Raw genomic sequence first — 15854 nt, forward strand, 5'->3', positions numbered from 1 at the left:
CACACGAAGGGGCAGGCATGGCGCACGCATGGCGGCAGGTGGCATGGTTCTGGCTGGCGACCATTGGACTGGTCGGCATCTTCTGTGGATGGGGGCACGCGGCGTCGGCGCCTGCCGCGCCATCCTCTCCTCCGGCGGCCGCCACGGCCGCTGCCCAATCCACGCCTGTGGAACTGCGGCTGATGAACCGCCCCGTTGCCACGCTGCGCGGCACCCTGGGCGGGGCGGGCCCCGCCACCCGCGCTGAGCGGGCCGAAGCCACGTTCGACAGCTTGAGCGAGTCGGAACTGGGGCTGCCGCTGAGCCAGTTGAGCGGTACGCTCGGCGATGTCAGCGGCGTGGCCTTCCGCCTTGGGGACCGGGTGCTGTTCGCCCTGGTCGAGGGCGATCTCGATCCCACCGATGGCCTGACGATGGAAGCGGCTGCCGCCCAGACGCGCGCGCGGCTCCAGGCCGTCATCGACGCCCGCCGGGCCCAGCTCTACTGGCCGAATCTGTTGCGCGGTGCCTTGTTCTCGCTGGGCAGCCTGGCGCTGCTGGTCGGACTGATCTGGGGCATCGGCCGCGCCCGCAGCCGCATGCGCGCCGCCCTGCAACGGGCGCTGGACGTTCACCTGCAACAGCGCAGCGGTAGCCAGTTCGACTGGACCGGCGCCGTCTACCAGCTTGTCAGCCGCATCGTCCAGATCCTGGCGGTGGGCTCGGTCATCGCGCTGGGTTTCCTCTGGCTCCAGTTCGCGCTCGAGCAGTTTCCGCTGACCGAACCGCTCGGCGACCGCATGGGCGCCTTTATCCTTGGCCTGCTGCGGCAGATCGGCGTGTCGATTGTGGAGTCGATCCCGGGGCTGGTCACGGTGGTGGTCATCCTGCTGATCACGCGCGCGGTCCAGCGGCTGGTCGGCAATATCTTCGTCGCGGTGCAGAAGGGCCAGATCACGGTGCCGGGCATGCACCCGGAAACGGCCAGCGCCACGCGGCGTCTGGCCAGCGTGCTGGTCTGGGCGCTCGGGTTCACCTTCGCCTATCCCTATATCCCCGGCTCCCAGAGCGATGTGTTCAAGGGCCTGTCCGTGCTGATCGGCTTCATGGTCACGCTGGGCTCGGCCAACATCGTCAACCAGATCATGAGTGGGATGGTGGTGATTTATTCGCGCGCGCTGCGCCGGGGGGACATGGTCAGTATTGGCGATACGGTGGGCACGGTGGTGGGGCTGGACGCGCTGTCGGTCAAGGTGGTCAACCTGCGCAACGAGGAGGTGACGCTGCCGAACGCCGTGGTGGTGGGCAGCGCCATCCACAACTTCTCGCGCCATGGCGCCACGCGCGCCCCCGACAGTGGCGAGCAGAGCGCGATGGTGTCCACCTCGGTCACCATCGGCTATGACACGCCGTGGCGGCAGGTCCATGCGATGCTGCTCGAGGCCGCCGCCCATGCCACCCACGTGGTGGCGGCGCCCACGCCGTTCGTGCTACAGCGCGGGCTATCGGATTTCTACGTCGAATATGAGCTGTTCACGGCGATCGACAACCCGCGCAATCGCTTCTTTGCGCTGTCGGCGCTGCACGCGGCCATCCAGGATGTATTCAATACCCACGGCGTGCAGATCATGTCGCCCCATTTCATCGACCAGCCGGGCCAGAGCGTGGTGGTGCCGCAGGCCCGCTGGTTCGAGGCGCCGGGCAATGCCGGGGTGGACCCGGCCGCGCACCCGCGTCGCCGGGGCACGCAGCCCTGAGGCCGGCTTCGGTTGGGGCTTACTGCGCCACGTGGCGGGCCTTCCAGGCGCCGTTGGACTGCTTGCAGAACCAGCCCGACCACGCTTCGGTGGCGCTGCCGCGCTGCAGTTCGGACTTCAGGCGCCGGCACTTCTGGCCCTTGTCCTCCTTGGTGGCGACGGGGGTGATGGTGCCGAGAATGGCGGCGCGCTTGCCGGCGCCCGGGTAGTTCCAGGTCACGGCTTCGTTGTCGGGGCCACCGTCGAGGATCTTGCGCACCGTCTGTTGCAGCGACGCGGCTTCCTTCTGGTTGAGCGTGCCGATGATGCTGCCGGACAGGTAGTTGTCGAAATAGGCGAGGGCGGGCTGGGCGGCGCCAAGCAGCAGGGCGCTGCCGAGGCTGGCGGCAAGCGCCATACGGAGATGGGAACGGCGAAGGGTACCCCGGGCGTGCATGACGATTCCTCGTGAGAATGGATGACGAGGCGATTGTAAGCGCGCCCGCGCCGCTTGGGGGCATCGCGATGCTTCCCGAGCCACTTGGCGCCCCGGTGCGGCGCAGCATGGCTTGCGCCGCAGTGCGGTTTGACACCGTGCCGCCGCTGACCTAGCGTGTATTGCCATGTGTCCGCGCAGTCATCCCGCGCGGCACAGCCATGGGCCGGGCGCGGGGGCGAACCCTGCCCATATGCCGGAAACGCTTGTCTGAAGCGGCTTTGGCGCTACCGCTTGAACATTTTGTTGCAAACGTTGCCCCAACGAAACGTGACTTTTAAGTCTCGAATTGTTATGGTTTCGCATCGCAATGCAACAAATCGGTTACGGACTGGTCGATACCAATCCGGTTGATTTGAACCCGGCGCCTGGTCCGTCTCTTGCTCTGGAGACCTGCGACCGACAGCCGGGCGCACGCTAAACCGTCTGTTGAACACTTTCGATCCGCGCCGGCATGGCGGGTCGCCATCCATCCATTTTCCGGCCTTCATGACCGCAACCATCTCGCCGTTCCGCCCCATCCAAGCCCCGACCGATGCGCCCGTGCGCCGCTTACCCGGGATGCTAGGTGGGCTGGGACGCTGGCTGGGGGGCGGGCTGCTGGCCGTGGCGGCGCTGTCCGCACACGCGTTCGACTTCGAGACCGTGGCCGCCAAGGCCCGCCAGCTCTCGGGCGCGCCCTACAAGCCGGCGCCGCAGAACCTGCCGGCCGAGCTGAAGGATCTGAGCTACGAGCGCTATCGCGAGATCGAATACAAGCCGGAGCGCTTCGCCTGGCGCGGTGCGCGCCTGCCGTTCGAGATTTCCTTCTATCACGAGGGCATGGTGTTCGATCAGCCCGTGCGTATCAACGAGGTGGTGGGCAACAGCGTGCGCGAGTTCCGCTTCGATCCGGGCGCGTTCAACTACGGCTCGCACAAGGTGGATGCGGCCAAGCTCAAGGGACTCGGCTTTGCGGGCTTCCGCCTGCTGTACCCGCTGAACCAGGGCAAGCGCAAGGATGAACTGGCCTCGTTCCTGGGCGCCAGCTACTTCCGCGCGCTGGGCAAGGACCAGTGGTACGGCCTGTCGGCCCGCGGGCTGGCGGTGGACATCGCGCTCAATTCGGGCGAGGAGTTCCCGCGCTTCGTCGAATACTGGATCGAGCGGCCGTCCGCCAACGACAAGCAGGTGACGATCTACGCGCTGATGGATTCGCGGCGCATGAGCGGGGCGTACCGCTTCGTGATCAAGCCGGGCAACGAGACGGTGATGGAAGTGAAGTCGCGTCTGTTCCTGCGTGAGAACGTGACCAAGCTCGGCCTGGCCCCACTGACCAGCATGTACCTGTACGGCGAGAACCAGCCGTCCACGGCGGCGGACTTCCGCCCCGAGGTGCACGACTCGGACGGCCTGTCCGTGCAGCTGGGCACCGGGGAGTGGGTCTGGCGTCCGCTGGTCAATCCCAAGCGGCTGCTGGTGACGTCGTTCGCGGCCACCAACCCGCAGGGTTACGGCCTGATGCAGCGCGACCGCAGCTTCGACAATTACCAGGAGTTGGGCGCGTGGTACGAGCGCCGCCCGAGCGGCTGGGTGGAGCCCAAGGGCAACTGGGGCTCGGGTCGGGTGGAGCTGGTGCAGATTCCGACCCCGGACGAGACCAACGACAACATCGTGGCCTTCTGGGTGCCGGACAACCCGCCCAAGCCCAAGCAGGCTTTCGACTATGAATATCGCCTGAAATGGCAGAAGGATGGCGAGAACCTGCCGCCGCTGTCGTGGGTCACGCAGACCCGGCGCGGCCAGGGGCTGACCCGCAAGCAGGACGACACGAGTTTCTCGCTGACCGTGGATTTCGAAGGCCCGGCCTTCAAGAAGCTGGCCGAGGATGCGCGGCTGGACCCCGTGATCTCGGCAGACGCCAATGGCGAACTGCTGAAGACCGCGGTCCGCCGCAACGAAGCCACGGGCGGCTGGCGCATGACGCTGTTCATGCGCCGCAAGGACGAGACAAAGCCGGTTGAGTTGCGCGGCTATCTTCGCAACGGCAATACAACCCTATCCGAGACATGGAGCTACATCATTCCCCCAGGCTAAAGCAGCGCCCGGCCCAGGCGGCAGCATGCGAGCGCTATGTCGACCGCCTGCCTGCCTCGCCCGAGCTGCGCAGCGAACTGCTGGCCGACACCCCCATGCCGCCGGTGACCTCCGTGCCCGCCGAGGGCATCGAGGTGCCTTCCGCGATGATCGAGTTGCAGACCCGGCTGGCCCGCCGCGACCCCAAGGAGCGCGAGGGCGATGAGGCCGCCGTCACCGCCACGCCCGGCGGTCCGACCTACGCCTCGGTGCCGCGCCGCCTGACGATGGCCTACGGCAATCCGCAGGTGGATGGCGAGCCGCTGCTGCAGCGCCGCGACGACGGCACCGTGCGCGTGGATACCGGGCCGAAGCCCGAGCGCGCCTCGATGGTGCCGCGCCAGTGGCCGCCCCATGTGGTGACCGGCTGGCTGCGCAATACCTGGCGCAAGATGACGGGCCGCCCGCCCGTGCCCGAGACCTGGGACACCCTGCACGACGGCCCTGACGCCGAGGGCAAGTGGCACCCGGCCGGCTCGCATCGCCGCTGGTTCCTGCTGGGGCTGGTGGTTGCCCAGACCACGGTGGCCACGTACTTCATGGCCAAGGTGCTGCCGTACCATGGCGCCGATCCGCTCGAAGTGGCCATCCTGGCCCTGTTCGCGATCCTGTTCTCGTGGGTGTCTGCCGGGTTCTGGACGGCGATGATGGGCTTCCTGGTGCTGGCCAAGGGCGGCGACCGCCACCTGATCTCGCGCAGCGCCGCGCCGGACGCGCCAATCGATCCATCCGCCCGCACGGCAGTCATCATGCCGATTGCCAACGAGGACGTGACACGCGTCTTCGCCGGGCTGCGGGCGACGTATGAGTCGCTCGAGCGCTCGGGCGACCTGGCCCACTTCGACTTCTTTGTCCTCTCGGACAGCGGCAACCCCGACCTGCGCACCGCCGAGCACGACGCCTGGATGGAAATCTGCCGCGCCGTGGGCGGCTTCGGTCGCATCTTCTACCGCTGGCGCCGCCACCGCGTGAAGCGCAAGACCGGCAACGTGGCCGACTTCTGCCGCCGCTGGGGCAGCAAGTACCGCTACATGATCGTGCTCGACGCCGACAGCGTGATGAGCGGCGAGTGCCTGGGCACGCTGACGCGCCTGATGGAAGCCAACCCCGGCGCCGGGATCATCCAGACCGCGCCGCTGGCCGTAGGCCGCGACACCCTCTATGCGCGGGTGCAGCAATTCTCCACCCGGGTCTACGGTCCGCTGTTCACGGCCGGCCTGCATTACTGGCAGTTGGGCGAGTCCCACTACTGGGGCCACAACGCGATCATCCGCATCAAGCCGTTCATGGAGCACTGCGCGCTGGCGCCGTTGCCGGGCAAGGGGCCGCTCTCGGGCGAGATCCTGTCGCACGACTTCGTTGAAGCCGCGCTGATGCGCCGGGCGGGGTGGGGGGTGTGGATTGCCTACGACCTGCCGGGCTCGTTCGAGGAACTGCCGCCGAACCTGCTGGACGAGGTGAAGCGCGACCGCCGCTGGTGCCAGGGCAACCTGATGAATTTCCGGCTCTGGATGAAGCAGGGTTTCCACATGGTGCACCGCGCCGTGTTCCTGACCGGCATCATGGCCTACCTGTCGGCGCCGCTCTGGTTCCTGTTCCTGCTGCTGTCCACCGCCGCGCTGGCCAAGCACGCGCTGGTACCGCCCGAGTACTTCACGCAGCCGTACCAGTTGTTCCCGACCTGGCCCGAGTGGCACCCGGAGAAGGCGCTCGCGCTGTTCTCGGCCACGGCCACGCTGCTGTTCCTGCCGAAACTGGCCAGCGTGATCCTGCTGCTCAAGGACGCGCGGCAGTACGGCGGCCCGGTGCGGCTCATCGTCAGCATGCTGCTGGAAATGCTGATGTCGGCGCTGCTGGCGCCCACGCGGATGCTGTTCCATACCAAGTTCGTGATTGCGGCGTACAGCGGCTGGGGCATTTCGTGGAAATCGCCCCCGCGCGAGGATGCCGAGACCTCCTGGGGCGAGGCGTTCCGCCGCCACGGCTGGCACACGGTGCTGGGCCTGGTCTGGGGCGCGGGCGTGTATTGGCTGAGCCCCGGCTTCATCTGGTGGCTGCTGCCGATTGTCGGTTCGCTGGCGCTCTCGATTCCGCTGTCGGTGCTGCTCTCGCGCGTGACGCTGGGCCGTGCCATGCGCCGCGCCGGGCTGTTCGTGATTCCCGAGGAAGCCAATGTGCCGCGCGAGATCGTGGAAACCCAGCAGCACGTGGAGGCGGCGCAGGACGTGCCGGGCTTCGTCGATGCCGTGGTGGACCCGGTCACCAATGCGCTGATGTGCGCCACGGCCACTGCCCGCAAGGTGCAGCCCACGCCGACGCGCCTGCAGCACGGCGCGCTGGTGCAGCATGCGCTGACGCATGGTCCGCAATCGCTGTCGGCGGCGCAGAAGCACGTGCTGCTGGGCGATCCGTTCGCACTCTCCAAGCTGCACGAACTGGTCTGGGGCTCGCCCCTGGCCGATGCAGCGTGGAAGGAGACGCGCGTGCTGATGCGCCGCGCCGCCAACGTGCTGCCGCTGCGGCCGCGCGCGGCCTGATAGACGACCTCCGGCCTGACGCAAGTCAAAACGGCAGGTCAGCCCCGGTTGGGCTGACCTGCCGTTTTTTTCGTCCTGTCGTTTTAAACCGTTGTATCGGGGGCGGGTGGGGACTTATCTCAGGGCCGACACGCAGATCGGCGCATTGATATAGACATCGCCCACGCGGCGCTCGCCGCGGTCCTTGCGGGTCATGTAGCGGAACATCATGCTGACGCCGAGCTTGGTCAGGATTTCCACGTCGCGGTTGGCGCAGATGTTACGTTGCAGCGGCGCGGCGTAGTTGACCTCGAAACTGGCCAGGTCAAGCATCGGCCCACGATAGTTGGTCAGCTCCAACTGGAACAGCACGTGCTTGCCTGGCACCGACTGGCAGCGGCGCAGGCGCGTCTCGCCATCGATCTCGATGGGCAGGGCATCGTTGAGTTGGCGGCAGGCGCGGGCCAGCACGCCGTCGGGGCGGCTGGTGTTGCGGAGCAGTTCGGGGACGCCGGCGCCGCCGGTGTTCTGGCCGGTGGCGGCACCCTTGAGCATGCGCGACAAGGCGTCGGCTTCATCCACGGGCACGGGAGCGGGTGCCGGCGCGGAAGCCGTGACCGGCGCCCTGACCGGCGCGGCCCACGCGGGCAGCAGCGGCAGGGTTGCCAAGGCAACCAGGCTCAGCGAAACAATGATCGGCGTTTGTCGTATGGTCATGCGGGCTAGCGTTGCCGGGGACGGCTCCCGTGACCCGTCTCCCGCTGTGCGTCCGACTACGCGGTCGGCGCAACATCGGTGCCGACAGGCAGGCATTGTACCCTCCACCCCCGTGCATGCGAAAGCCACGCCACACCGAAAGCACGCTTTGTAACCTGTGCAACAATTGCGCCTTGTCTTCGGAACCGTTTCATGACTGCCACCCCGCGCGCGCCCACGTCTTCCACCCGCTTTCCCCTCTGGTTGTTGATCTGTGCCTCGCTGACCGCGCTGGCGCCGCTGTCGATCGACATGTATCTGCCGAGCTTTCCGGCGCTCGCGGCAGACCTCCACACCGAGATCGGGCAGGTGCAGCTGACGCTGGGCACCTTCCTGGTCGGGCTGGCGATCGGGCAGGCGTTCTATGGTCCGATCAGCGACCGCTACGGCCGCAAGGCGCCCCTCTATATAGGACTGACGCTGTACGGCGCCGCCGCCGCCGGCTGCGCACTGGCCGGCAGCGTGGAGTCGCTGATGCTGTGGCGCTTCCTGGAGGCGCTGGGCGGCTGCACGGGCCTCGTGGTGTCGCGCGCCGTGATCCGGGACCGGCTCGAGGCCAAGGAATCGGCGCGGGCGTTCTCGTCCCTGATGCTGGTGATGGGCCTGGCGCCGATCCTCGCGCCGCTGATCGGCGGGGCCATCCTGTCCGCCCTGGGCTGGCGCGCGATCTTCTGGGTCCATTGTGGCGCGGCGGTGCTGATCCTTTGGTTCGTTCACGCACGGATGGAGGAGTCGCTCGATCCGGCGCACCGGCGCACGCTGCACCCGGGCACCGTCCTGCGCAACTACTGGGAGTTGCTGCGCGACCGCGAATTCCTGGGCTACTCGCTCACGGCGGGCTGCGTGCAGGCGGGCATGTTCGCCTATATCGCCGGGTCGCCGTTCGTGCTGATCGAGTTGCATGGCATCGACCCCTCGCACTATGGGTTCGTGTTCGGGGCGAACGCGTTCGGGCTGATCGCGATGTCCCAGATCAACGCGCGGCTGGTGCGCGCGCGCTCGCTCGACGCCGTGCTGGGCATGGCCCTGTACGCGCCGCTGCTGGCTGGCCTGATGCTGGCCGTCGCGGCGCTGGCGGGCATGGCCGTGCTGCCGGTGCTGCTGGTGGGCTTCTTCGTCTTTCTGGCGGGAATGGGGTGCATCACGCCGAATGCGTCGGCGCTGGCGCTGGCGCACCAGAGCCATCGCGCGGGGACGGCGTCCGCGCTGATGGGCACGCTCCAGTTCGGCTTCGGCACGCTGGCCGGCGCTGCCGTCAGCCTGTGGCACGACGGCACCGCGCTCCCGCTTGCCGTGGTGATGGCCCTCTGCGGCTGCAGCGCGGTCCTGATGCGGCGTTACGGGCGGGTTGGCGCGGGCGTGCCCGCCTGATCAGGCGGCCTGGTTGGCCGGCGCCGCCGGCGCAATCGGCATGGCCGGGGCAGGTTGCATGACCACCATCTGCGCCGGCATCGGGGCGGCAAAGCCAGCCTGGCCAAAGCTCTCCCGAATCACACGGTTGGTATCGAAATAGACCTGCCAGTAATGATCGTTATGGCAGTGCGGCCGCACGGCGAGCACCGGGCCGACCAGCGTGAACTCGAGGATTTCCACGTCCACCGGCGGTTCGGCCAGGACATTGGGAATCGCGCCGATGCGCTCCTTGAGGAGCGCCACCGCGGCGGCTGCGTCGGTCGAGCCCGCCAGTTGCGCCTTCAGTTCCACGCGCCGGTAGGCATTGGCGGTGAAATTCTGGATGGTGTCCGAGAAGATCTTGTTGTTGCCGACCACGGTCAGCACGTTGTCCGGCGTGTCCAGGGTGGTGGCAAACAGGCCGATCTCCCTGACCGTGCCGGTCACGCCGCCGATGGTCACGAAATCGCCCACCTTGAACGGACGCAGCACCACAAGGAAGGCGCCGGCGGCGAAATTCGACATCAGCCCCGACCACGCCATGCCGATGGCCACGCCCGCCGCCGCAATCAGCGCCGCGAAGGTGGTGGTCTGAATGCCGAAGTAACCAAGGATGCCGATCACCAGCACCACGTTGAGGGTGACGGTGACGATGGAACCGACGTAGCGCAGCAGCGTGGGGTCCACCTTCTGCCTGCCCAGCGAGTTCTGCACCAGCCGGACCACGAAATGGATCAGCCAGCGGCCGATGACCCAGAAGGCCAGCGCGGCCAGGATCTTGACGCCGAACACGGTGGCGTAACCGATGATCAGCTCGCGAATGCTCTGCAACGAAGAGGTATCCATGGGGCATGCTCCTGTTAGGCAAGGGCATTATTGGCCTCGTCGCGGGCAAGTTCAAGTTAATAATTTCGCGAAAATCCGCCGTTCGATCTGCGTAAATAGCAAAGCGGCCGGAACGCTGTCCGGCCGCTTTCGCGCAATCCCCATCAGGGCGGATTACCAGTTGGTCTCGCGCTCCGGGGTGGCCGAAATGCGGTGCAGGGTGAGGTCAGCGCCATTGAACTCGGCTTCGGCATCGAGCCGTATTCCGACGAATTTCTTCAGTGCACCGTAGACCACCGTACCGCCCACCAGCGCGATGGCGATGCCAAGCGCCGTGCCGATCAGCTGCGCGCCGAGCGAGACCCCGCCCATGCCGCCAAGCGCATGGCTGCCGAAGATGCCCGCCGCGATGCCGCCCCAGGCGCCGCACAGGCCGTGCAGCGGCCAGACGCCCAGCACGTCATCGATATGCCATTTGTTCTGGGCCAGCGTAAACAGGTAGACGAACAGCACGCCGGCCACGGCGCCGGTGATCAGCGCGCCGAGCGGATGCATCAGGTCCGAGCCGGCGCACACGGCCACCAGCCCGGCCAGCGGGCCGTTGTAGGCGAAGCCGGGATCGTTGCGGCCAGCCCACCACGCCGCCAGCGTGCCGCCGGCCATGGCCATCAGCGAGTTGATGGCCACCAGGCCGCTGATCTTGTCCACGGTCTGGGCGCTCATCACATTGAAGCCGAACCAGCCCACCGCCAGCACCCAGGCGCCTAGCGCCAGGAAGGGAATGTTCGAGGGCGGATGCGCGCTGATGCGGCCGTCCTTCGCGTACCGGCCGCGCCGGGCGCCGAGCAGCAGCACAGCGGGCAGGGCGATCCAGCCGCCCACCGCGTGGACGACTACCGAGCCCGCGAAATCGTGGAACGGTGAGCCCGCCACCGAGGCGATCCAGTCCTGGATGCCGAAGCGGTTGTTCCAGGCGATGCCTTCGAAGAACGGGTAGACAAAGCCGACCAGAATGAACGTGGCGACCAGTTGCGGGTTGAATCGGGAGCGCTCGGCAATGCCGCCCGAAATAATCGCCGGAATCGCTGCGGCAAATGTGGCGAGGAAGAAGAACTTGACCAGTTCATATCCGCTCTTTTGTGCCAGGACTTCCGCACCGGACATGAATTGCACCCCGTACGCCACCGTATAACCGACAAAAAAGTAAGCAATCGTGGAAACAGCAAAATCAACAAGGATTTTCACCAGTGCATTCACCTGGTTTTTCTTGCGCACCGTGCCGAGTTCCAGGAACGCAAATCCCGCATGCATGGCCAGTACCAGGATGGCACCGAGCAGGATGAACATCGCATCGGCGCCCGTTTTCCAGTTTTCCATTGCTACCTCAATGCTCAAAATGGGAGCACGAGTATGCAAAATCCGTTCCAGATTGCGATGCAAAATGGGGAAAATAGCGCCGAGGCGGTGCGCGGCGCACTGACGTGGCGTTTGCGGGTGAGTTGTCAGGTCAACTATTGCGCGAATGGCGCGGGCCCCGGGTCGAGTCCTGCCTCATTATGGATCGTCATGCGCCAAAATCGGGCGTCGCGGCCGGCGGGCGCGGTCCAGAATGGTGCGCTGCTGGCAAGCGCAGGCCGCGGAGGCACGGGTTCTCAGGTGTGCGCCGTACGATACGTGCCGGGCCTGAAAAGTGACGATTCCATTCAGGGAAAAGAGGGGTAAAACCCCCGCTAAGTCTTGCCAGAGAAGGATTTCCGGCCGTTTTCGTTGCTTCGGTGCCACTGGGGATTGCCCAAGGCGCAAAGGGCAGATTAGACTGCGCCGATCGGTAATTTGCCGGCAGGCAGATGTCCGGTGACGACGACCAACAAGGGAAATCTAGCCATGAATAAAGGTGAACTGGTATCGGCCATCGCCGCGGAAGCAGAACTCAGCAACGCCGCCGCCGAGCGCGCGCTGAACGCCGCGCTGGACAGTATCAAAAAGGCAGTGGCCAAGGGGGACTCGGTCACCCTGGTGGGGTTTGGTAGCTTCAGCTCGGGCAAGCGTGCTGCCCGTACCGGCCGCAATCCGCGCACCGGCGAAACGATCAAGATCCCGGCCGCCAAGACGGTGAAGTTCTCCGCCGGCCAGGGTTTCAAGGACGCCGTGAACAAGAAGAAGTAAGCAAGTTCGCGTTCTTGAAAGCATGGAAAGCGGCCTTCGGGGCCGCTTTTCTTTTTGGGCCTGGCATCCACGCGCGGATTTGCGCCATGGGCACGCCGCGTCGGGTTACACTGCCCGCGCCTCAGGCTCGATTTCTGGATTTTCTGCGATGAACGATCTGTCCCACCAGCTTTCCATGACCGTGCTGATGACGCCGGACATGGCCAACTTCTCCGGCAACGTGCACGGGGGCACCATCCTGAAGTACCTGGACATGGTGGCCTACGCCTGCGCCAGCCGCTACGCCGGCCGCTACGTGGTCACGCTGTCGGTGGATCAGGTGATGTTCCGCCAGCCGATTCACGTGGGCGAACTCGTCACCTTCCTGTCCGCCGTGAACTACACCGGCCGCAGCTCGATGGAAATCGGCATCAAGGTGGTGACTGAGAATATTCGTAGCAAGGTGGTCCGGCATACCAACAGCTGCTATTTCACGATGGTGGCCGTGGACGACAACGGTGCGCCGGCCGAGGTGCCGCCGCTGCAACCGCGCGACGAGGTGGAGCGCCAGCGCTTTGCCGCCGCGCAGCAGCGCCGCGCGCTGCGCCAGGAAATGGAGCGCCGGCACGACGAGATCAAGGGATCGGCGGACTGATGATGGCGAAATTCCGCATCGGGATGGTGGCCGCCGCCGGCCTGTGCGCGCTCTCCGGCGCCACGCAGGCCGAAGAAATCGGCAGCGTCAGCACGAATTTCCGCGTCACCGGCTCCGACAAGGTGGTGATCGAAGCCTACGACGATCCGCAGGTGGACGGCATCACCTGCTACGTCTCGCGGGCGCGCACGGGCGGCATCAAGGGCTCGCTGGGCATGGCCGAAGACCCGCCCGAAGCGTCGATCGCCTGCCGCCAGGTGGGCCCCATCAGCTTCAAGGGCCCGGTCAAGGCGCAGGAAGACGTGTTTTCCGAGCGGATGTCGATCCTGTTCAAGACCCTGCACGTGGTGCGCGCGGTAGACCGCAAGCGCAACACGCTGGTCTACCTGACCTATTCCGACCGCATCGTCAGCGGCAGTCCGCAGAACGCAGTGACGGCGGTGCCGGTGCCGGCGGGGACACCGATCCCGGTCAAGTAAGCCTGGGGGGCCACGTCAGGCTTCAAACAGCTTGCGCAGGTTGGATTTCAGAATCTTCCCATTGGGATTGCGCGGCAGCATCTCCCCGCTGACGATAATCCGCACCGGCACCTTGAACGCCGCCAGTTGCTGGCGCACGAAGTCCTGCAATTCCGGCTCCGTGGCCTGCATGCCCGGCTTCAGGCTTACCACCGCGCCGGGCTCCTCGCCCAGCGTGCGGTGCGGAATGCCGACCAGCGCCGCGTCCATGACGGCCGGGTGCGCATACAGCGCGCTTTCCACCTCGATGCAGTAGATGTTCTCGCCGCCCCGGATCAGCATGTCCTTCATCCGGTCGACGATATAGAGGAAGCCGTCCGCGTCCAGCCGGGCGATGTCGCCGGTGTGCAGCCAGCCATCGACGAAGGTCTTGGCCGTCGCCTCGGCCTTGTTCCAGTAGCCGTGTACCACGTTCGCGCCGCGCACCATCAACTCGCCGGTCTCGCCCACGGGCAGGGCGCGCCCAAAGCCGTCGTCGATCTTCATCTCGCCAATCGGCAGGGCCGGGCCGCTGCTGTCCGGCCGGAATACATATTCTTCCGCGCTGTGGCTGGTGAAGGTAGCCGAGGTCTCGGTCATGCCCCAGCCGATGCCGGGCGCCGCGTGCGGAAACACCTCCTTGATGCGCCGCACCAGCTCCGGCGAGGCCGGCGCGCCGCCGTAGTTCACGTTTTCCAGCGATGACAGATCGAAGTCGCCACGCCGGGGATGTTCGATGATCTGCCAGGCGATGGTCGGCACGCCGCCCGCCGCCGTGCAGCGTTCGCGCTCGATCAGCGCCATGGCCTGGAGCGTGTCCCAGCGATGCAGCAGCACGATCTTGCCGCCCGTCGCGAGTGCACCATTGAGCACTGACATGCAGCCGGTCACATGGAAGAACGGTACCGCCAGCAGCGCCGCCTTCTGCGGGGCGTTCGGATCGGGTTCCGGCACCGGCTCGCCGCGCCGCATCAGGTTGCGCAGCGGGCTGAACTGGGCCGCCACGGCTACCGAGGTGGCGTTGCGGTGCGAGCCCACGGCGCCCTTCGGCTTGCCGGTGGTGCCCGAGGTGTAGAAGATCGTCGCGTCCTCGTCCGGGTCCAGCGGGATGGCCGGCAGCGATTGGGAGGGCAGGCCGTTCCAGGCCGACGACGGGCCGATCACGGATTCGAGCGTGGCGATATGGGCGTCGCCGGCGACCTGCGAAAAATCGCCGCTCTCCGGCAGCCGCGACACATAGACGCGCTCCAGCGCCGGGCAGGCGGGCAGGTGCTCGAGGATGCGGCCGAGCCGCTCGTTGTCGACAATGGCAATCCGGCTGCCCGAATCGGCCAGCCCGTATTCGAGTTCGGCGCCCGTCCACCACGCATTGAGCGGCGTGACGATGGCCCCCGCCAGCAGCGCGCCGAAGAACGCCACCGGCCATTCCGGCAGGTTGCGCATGGCCACGGCCACGCGGTCACCCTTGCGCACGCCGTCCTGGATCAACTGGTGTGCCAACGCCGTGGCGGCCAGCGCGAATGCGCGGTAGCTGACGCGCTCTTCCTCATAGACGACGAAGGTCTTCTCGCCCCAGGCGGCGGCCACCAGGAACAGGTCGCGCAGCGTGGGCGGGGCGTTTTTCCAGACAGTCGTGGGAATGCCGCGGATCACGCGCGTCTCGGTTTCGAACGGCGCGCCGGGCGCGGTCAGGCGGGCGTGGGCTTCGGCGAGGGACATCACCGGCCACGCGGCGGTTTGCTGAGGATGTTGCGACATGACTGCCTCCGGGGCTGCATTGCAGGTGGACGTGCAGAAACGCGAGGGGCGGCAGGGGCCGGAGCCACCGCCGCCCGGGAGGGGTGTGGGTCAGATCGTGACGCCGCCGTCCACGACCATCGCCTGGCCGGTCATGAAGGTGCTGGCGGCCGAGGCCAGGAAGCAGGCAGCGCCGGCAATCTCGATCGGCTCGCCGATGCGGCGCAGCGGGGCGCCCTGGGTCGACTGCTTGTAACGCTCCGGATCTTCCCACAGCGCGCGCGCGAAATCGGTCTTGATCAGGCCCGGGGCGATGCAGTTCACCCGCACGTTATGCGGCCCGAACTCCACGGCCAGGTTGCGCGCGAGCTGGAAATCGGCCGCCTTGGAGACGTTGTAGACGCCAATCGTCGGGGAGCCGCGCAGGCCGCCAATCGACGACACGATGATGATCGAGCCCTCGCGGCGTTCGATCATCTGCGGCGCCACCATCTGGATCAGCCAGTGGTTGGAGATGACGTTGTTGTCCAGCACCTTGCGGAACTGGTCGTCCGTGACGCCGCTCATCGGCCCGTAGTAGGGGTTCGAGGCGGCGTTGCAGACCAGGACGTCCACCTTGCCGAAGGTGCGGTTGGTCTCGTCCACCAGGTGCTGGAGGTCTTCCTTCGACGAGATATTGGCCGGCACGGCGATGGCGGTGCCGGCGCCGTGGCGCGCGTTGATGGCGTCTACCACTTCGGCGCAGGCCTCGGCCTTGCGCGACGAAATGACCACCTTGGCGCCTTGCACGGCCATCTGCTCGGCGATGGCGCGGCCGATGCCGCGCGACGAACCGGTGATGATGGCAACCTTGCCCGACAGATCGAACAATGACATGGTGTCTCCTGAGGATCGCGGCGGTCCTGCCGTCGCTGGATATATGAGGTGCCGGCACATTATGGGGACGCCGCCCCCCTCAGTCCACCCGCAAAACGCCACGCCGGGGGTGGTATCAGCAAACTTTCT

The 15854-nt window shown here is 66.6% G+C and carries 14 protein-coding genes; 8 read left to right on the top strand and 6 right to left on the bottom strand.

All coding sequences use genetic code 11. From position 1 onward, the window contains the following. Positions 1-17 precede the first annotated feature (17 nt). Positions 18-1736, top strand: coding sequence for a mechanosensitive ion channel domain-containing protein (locus SB751_RS13570; RefSeq protein WP_144198249.1), 1719 nt, complete (start codon positions 18-20; stop codon positions 1734-1736). Positions 1737-1755: 19 nt separating this feature from the next. Here the strand turns inward: SB751_RS13570 and SB751_RS13575 are convergent, their stop codons facing one another. After that, entirely contained in the window at positions 1756-2133 is a 378-nt protein-coding gene (locus tag SB751_RS13575; protein ID WP_246118965.1) for an RT0821/Lpp0805 family surface protein, read from the bottom strand. A gap of 639 nt (positions 2134-2772) precedes the next feature. Between SB751_RS13575 and SB751_RS13580 the strand changes: the two genes are divergently transcribed. Together SB751_RS13580 and mdoH are read left to right on the top strand one after the other, a co-directional pair. Beyond that, entirely contained in the window at positions 2773-4287 is a 1515-nt protein-coding gene (locus tag SB751_RS13580; RefSeq protein WP_410748195.1) for a glucan biosynthesis protein G, read from the top strand. Continuing rightward, positions 4260-6863: a glucans biosynthesis glucosyltransferase MdoH gene (gene mdoH / locus SB751_RS13585; protein ID WP_250025425.1), complete on the top strand. Its 2604-nt coding sequence runs from the start codon at positions 4260-4262 to the stop codon at positions 6861-6863. Before SB751_RS13580 ends, mdoH begins: the two co-directional genes overlap by 28 nt. A 114-nt stretch (positions 6864-6977) precedes the next feature. Here the strand turns inward: mdoH and SB751_RS13590 are convergent, their stop codons facing one another. Beyond that, positions 6978-7559, bottom strand: coding sequence for a hypothetical protein (locus SB751_RS13590; protein WP_144198252.1), 582 nt, complete (start codon positions 7557-7559; stop codon positions 6978-6980). A gap of 192 nt (positions 7560-7751) precedes the next feature. Between SB751_RS13590 and SB751_RS13595 the strand changes: the two genes are divergently transcribed. After that, positions 7752-8969 carry a Bcr/CflA family multidrug efflux MFS transporter gene (locus tag SB751_RS13595; RefSeq protein ID WP_144198253.1) on the top strand — a complete coding sequence of 406 codons (1218 nt, stop codon included), beginning with the start codon at positions 7752-7754 and terminating at the stop codon, positions 8967-8969. On the opposite strand, the gene SB751_RS13600 is transcribed toward SB751_RS13595, so the two are convergent. Both SB751_RS13600 and SB751_RS13605 read right to left on the bottom strand, forming a co-directional pair. Continuing rightward, a complete protein-coding gene (locus SB751_RS13600; protein ID WP_144198254.1) occupies positions 8970-9836 on the bottom strand; it encodes a mechanosensitive ion channel family protein in 867 nt (288 codons plus the stop codon). Positions 9837-9989: 153 nt separating this feature from the next. Further along, positions 9990-11192 carry an ammonium transporter gene (locus tag SB751_RS13605; RefSeq protein WP_144198255.1) on the bottom strand — a complete coding sequence of 401 codons (1203 nt, stop codon included), beginning with the start codon at positions 11190-11192 and terminating at the stop codon, positions 9990-9992. A 33-nt stretch (positions 11193-11225) separates the two neighbouring features. Between SB751_RS13605 and SB751_RS13610 the strand changes: the two genes are divergently transcribed. The 4 genes from SB751_RS13610 (at position 11226) to SB751_RS13625 (ending at position 13094) form a co-directional block, all read left to right on the top strand. Further along, positions 11226-11537: a hypothetical protein gene (locus SB751_RS13610; RefSeq protein ID WP_410748123.1), complete on the top strand. Its 312-nt coding sequence runs from the start codon at positions 11226-11228 to the stop codon at positions 11535-11537. A 162-nt stretch (positions 11538-11699) separates the two neighbouring features. Beyond that, a complete protein-coding gene (locus SB751_RS13615; protein WP_008651272.1) occupies positions 11700-11981 on the top strand; it encodes an HU family DNA-binding protein in 282 nt (93 codons plus the stop codon). 148 nt (positions 11982-12129) lie between these two features. Continuing rightward, positions 12130-12615: an acyl-CoA thioesterase gene (locus SB751_RS13620; RefSeq protein WP_092296653.1), complete on the top strand. Its 486-nt coding sequence runs from the start codon at positions 12130-12132 to the stop codon at positions 12613-12615. Between the two features lie 2 nt (positions 12616-12617). Further along, positions 12618-13094, top strand: a complete 477-nt coding sequence (locus SB751_RS13625; protein ID WP_144198381.1) for a CreA family protein — start codon at positions 12618-12620, stop codon at positions 13092-13094. A 15-nt stretch (positions 13095-13109) separates the two neighbouring features. On the opposite strand, the gene SB751_RS13630 is transcribed toward SB751_RS13625, so the two are convergent. Both SB751_RS13630 and SB751_RS13635 read right to left on the bottom strand, forming a co-directional pair. Further along, the gene (locus SB751_RS13630) at positions 13110-14870 is read right to left on the bottom strand and encodes a class I adenylate-forming enzyme family protein (RefSeq protein ID WP_410748124.1); all 1761 of its coding nucleotides are present in this window, start codon (positions 14868-14870) and stop codon (positions 13110-13112) included. 90 nt (positions 14871-14960) lie between these two features. Then, positions 14961-15725, bottom strand: a complete 765-nt coding sequence (locus SB751_RS13635; RefSeq protein WP_144198258.1) for an SDR family oxidoreductase — start codon at positions 15723-15725, stop codon at positions 14961-14963. Positions 15726-15854: the final 129 nt, after the last annotated feature.

Source organism: Cupriavidus sp. SIMBA_020 (assembly GCF_046535395.1).
Taxonomy (GTDB): Bacteria; Pseudomonadota; Gammaproteobacteria; order Burkholderiales; family Burkholderiaceae; genus Cupriavidus; species Cupriavidus campinensis.

Excerpts from the sequence above, each read along its gene's own strand:
- SB751_RS13570 (WP_144198249.1), top strand. The coding sequence starts at position 18 with ATGGCGCACGCATGGCGGCAGGTGGCATGGTTCTGGCTGGCGACCATT.
- SB751_RS13575 (WP_246118965.1), bottom strand. The coding sequence starts at position 2,133 with ATGGCGCTTGCCGCCAGCCTCGGCAGCGCCCTGCTGCTTGGCGCCGCC.
- SB751_RS13580 (WP_410748195.1), top strand. The coding sequence starts at position 2,773 with ATGCTAGGTGGGCTGGGACGCTGGCTGGGGGGCGGGCTGCTGGCCGTG.
- mdoH (WP_250025425.1), top strand. The coding sequence starts at position 4,260 with ATGGAGCTACATCATTCCCCCAGGCTAAAGCAGCGCCCGGCCCAGGCG.
- SB751_RS13590 (WP_144198252.1), bottom strand. The coding sequence starts at position 7,559 with ATGACCATACGACAAACGCCGATCATTGTTTCGCTGAGCCTGGTTGCC.
- SB751_RS13595 (WP_144198253.1), top strand. The coding sequence starts at position 7,752 with ATGACTGCCACCCCGCGCGCGCCCACGTCTTCCACCCGCTTTCCCCTC.
- SB751_RS13600 (WP_144198254.1), bottom strand. The coding sequence starts at position 9,836 with ATGGATACCTCTTCGTTGCAGAGCATTCGCGAGCTGATCATCGGTTAC.
- SB751_RS13605 (WP_144198255.1), bottom strand. The coding sequence starts at position 11,192 with ATGGAAAACTGGAAAACGGGCGCCGATGCGATGTTCATCCTGCTCGGT.
- SB751_RS13610 (WP_410748123.1), top strand. The coding sequence starts at position 11,226 with ATGCAAAATCCGTTCCAGATTGCGATGCAAAATGGGGAAAATAGCGCC.
- SB751_RS13615 (WP_008651272.1), top strand. The coding sequence starts at position 11,700 with ATGAATAAAGGTGAACTGGTATCGGCCATCGCCGCGGAAGCAGAACTC.
- SB751_RS13620 (WP_092296653.1), top strand. The coding sequence starts at position 12,130 with ATGAACGATCTGTCCCACCAGCTTTCCATGACCGTGCTGATGACGCCG.
- SB751_RS13625 (WP_144198381.1), top strand. The coding sequence starts at position 12,618 with ATGGCGAAATTCCGCATCGGGATGGTGGCCGCCGCCGGCCTGTGCGCG.
- SB751_RS13630 (WP_410748124.1), bottom strand. The coding sequence starts at position 14,870 with ATGTCGCAACATCCTCAGCAAACCGCCGCGTGGCCGGTGATGTCCCTC.
- SB751_RS13635 (WP_144198258.1), bottom strand. The coding sequence starts at position 15,725 with ATGTCATTGTTCGATCTGTCGGGCAAGGTTGCCATCATCACCGGTTCG.